Below are 2,839 nucleotides of genomic sequence, written 5' to 3'. Positions count from 1 at the left end.
TCCTTAATACGGCATATACCAGCGTCCAGACCAGCGTACTTGTCAGAACAGTCATCCAATTAGTCAAACTAAAGCTGCTGGGCGCATTTAACATGACGATAAAGTGCACCAGAAAAACCAGAGATAATATGGTGAATGCTTGCTGCCATAGGGGGTATTGGCGGAGCTGTAAATGCAGTCGGCCTACCAGATAAATCACCAGAGCATAGGCAAACGCATGAATGCCGAGAACACCACCCGTAATCAAATCCATGACCAGCCCGGTTAACCAGGCAACACCAATGCTAACGCGTTGCGGTAACGCCATAGCCCAATAAATCAATGTCATTGCTACCCATTCCGGCCGTGCATAACGCAGGCTATCCGGTATTGGCACCAGCATTAACAATATGGCGAATAATAAGGTAATGTAAATCACACTACTATGCTGTGGTCTCACCAATACCATCAGTCATTTCCCTCTGCTGGCGTCACCACTTCATCAATAGCAAGTGGCTCTTCCAATCGTTGCAGATCATCTTCTTCAATCTGCAAAGGGGAAGTAATGCCGAAATCAATTTTTTCGCCGGGCAATACCAGCATGACTTCTCGACTGGTCGATAAACGCGCGGCTGGTGCAACCGCAATTTCAGCAAAAGATTTTCCTTGTGGGAAATCAACTGCGGTCACTGTTCCAACAGGATAACCCACGGGGAAACGGCCACCTAAACCGGAAGTCACTAACATATCGCCGACACGCACGTCGGCATTGTGGGGTAAAAACTCCATCTGTAGGGCTTCGCTCAAACCTCGCCCCGTGACCACGGCACGTAAACCATTTCTGACAATTTGTACCGGAATACTATGACTCGGGTCAGTCAGCAATACTACGCGACTGGAAAACTGACTCACCTCAGCGACCTGCCCCATGACCCCTAATGAGTCGAGTACTGGCTGTCCTTCATAAACACCAAATGATTCGCCCTTATCGATAATGACATGTTGATAAAAAGGATCTAAATCGACACTCAACAATTCAGCGACTTGAACTCGCTCCTGCAGACGGAATGAAGAACCAAGTAACTCTCGCAAACGCATATTTTCACTTTCCAGTGCCTGCATTTTTTGCATCCGCACACTATTGGTAAGGTTTTGCGCTTCCAGTGTCATGATTTTTTCGCGAAGCTGCTGATGTCCCTGAAATAACTCACTAAACCAAGTGACGAAATCATCCGGCATCGAGGCAAGTTTCTGCACCGGATAGACAACAGTCGATAGTGTGGCTCTTACGGGCTTGAAATAATCCAGCCGGGTATCGAGAAAATACAGCAATACAGAAGCGACTACGGCAAGTAGCATTCGTGTATTTAACGACGGTGTATGGGTAAATAGCGGTTTAATGGCTCAGTTCCGAAAATGAAAAGACCTTCACAAACAAGCGTGTTATTTGTAAAGGTCAAATACCAACATCAATCTTACTGAAGGCTATTCAAACGTAAATACATCGCTCCCGCGTTCGTCGATAAGTTCTAACGCCCGGCCACCACCTCTGGCAACACAAGTCAACGGGTCTTCTGCGACAATGGCTGGCAAGCCAGTTTCTTCCATCAGCAAGCGATCTAAATCTTTTAACAGCGCACCACCACCCGTTAAAACAATACCGCGTTCAGCAACGTCAGCACCCAGTTCAGGTGGTGTCTGCTCCAGAGCAGTCTTCACTGCAGCCACAATACCGGCAAGCGGATCCTGCAAAGCTTCGAGTATTTCATTACTGTTCAAAGTGAAACTGCGAGGTATGCCTTCGGCCAGATTACGACCACGCACTTCCATCTCTCTGACTTCATTTCCCGGGTAAGCTGAACCAATTTCTTTTTTGATTTTTTCCGCAGTGGCTTCACCAATTAATGTGCCGTAATTACGACGCACATAGTTCACAATTGCTTCATCAAAAAGATCGCCACCGATACGAACAGAAGCTGAATAAACAATACCGTTTAATGAAATAATGGCCACTTCCGTCGTACCACCACCGATATCCAATACCATCGAACCACTGGCTTCTTCAACTGGCATACCAGCGCCAATGGCTGCTGCCATCGGTTCTTCAATCAAAAACACATCACGCGCTCCGGCACCGGCAGCGGATTCACGAATGGCCCGACGTTCAACTTGAGTGGATCCACAAGGAACACAGACTAAAACGCGCGGACTTGGTTTTAAAAAGCGCCCTTCATGCACTTTGCGAATAAAATGCTGCAACATTTTTTCGGTGACTGTGAAGTCAGCAATCACCCCATCTTTCAATGGTCGAATCGCCGTGATATTTCCAGGGGTTCGCCCCAACATTCTTTTTGCTTCTGCACCAACGGCGGCAATCGAGCGAGGGCCGCCCGGCCCCTTATCCTGTCGAATTGCGACTACTGAAGGTTCATCCAAAACGATGCCCCGTCCCCGCACATATATCAGCGTATTGGCTGTACCCAGATCGATAGACAGATCGTTAGAGAATATCCCGCGTAAACGTTCAAACATTTAAGAAACCACATCCGGAAGAGGTAAAATGAGTACTTTAGCAATGCTCAGGTCTGTTGGGCAAGCAACTAATGATTTAAACTTCAACTTTGTGAAATCAATTAACTTACGGGACGACTGATGAGTTTAGATAAATCCGATGTTGAAAAAATCGCGCATCTTGCGCGACTCGCCATTGATGAAAGCACCATTCCTGATTATGCACGGGATCTGAACAATATCCTTACTCTGGTTGAACAGATGAGCGCTGTGGATACCAATGAGGTCAGTCCGATGGCACACCCTCTGGATGCTCACCAGAGACTTCGTGAAGACGTTGTGACAGAAA

Annotated in this window: 4 protein-coding genes; 1 reads left to right on the top strand and 3 read right to left on the bottom strand. The window is 47.2% G+C overall.

What is annotated here, in order from left to right:
* The 3 genes from mreD to B3O33_RS05555 form a co-directional block, all read right to left on the bottom strand.
* Positions 1-448 (bottom strand): rod shape-determining protein MreD (gene mreD, locus B3O33_RS05565; protein ID WP_292363165.1); only part of this gene is annotated, 448 nt, incomplete at its 3' end.
* Positions 448-1,380: a rod shape-determining protein MreC gene (gene mreC / locus B3O33_RS05560; protein WP_292363167.1), complete on the bottom strand. Its 933-nt coding sequence runs from the start codon at positions 1,378-1,380 to the stop codon at positions 448-450. The genes mreC and mreD, both read right to left, overlap by 1 nt.
* Positions 1,381-1,464: 84 nt before the next feature.
* Positions 1,465-2,511, bottom strand: a complete 1,047-nt coding sequence (locus B3O33_RS05555) for a rod shape-determining protein (RefSeq protein ID WP_292362399.1) — start codon at positions 2,509-2,511, stop codon at positions 1,465-1,467.
* A 120-nt stretch (positions 2,512-2,631) separates the two neighbouring features.
* Here B3O33_RS05555 and gatC point away from each other — a divergent pair.
* The coding region (gene gatC, locus B3O33_RS05550; protein ID WP_292363164.1) for an Asp-tRNA(Asn)/Glu-tRNA(Gln) amidotransferase subunit GatC at positions 2,632-2,839 on the top strand (208 nt) is incomplete at its 3' end.

It is taken from the genome of Methylophaga sp. UBA1464 (assembly GCF_002325665.1).
Lineage (GTDB): Bacteria > Pseudomonadota > Gammaproteobacteria > Nitrosococcales > Methylophagaceae > Methylophaga.
The sequence above is the reverse complement of the archived record's forward strand: the minus strand, read 5'-3'. Positions and strand labels throughout refer to the sequence as shown.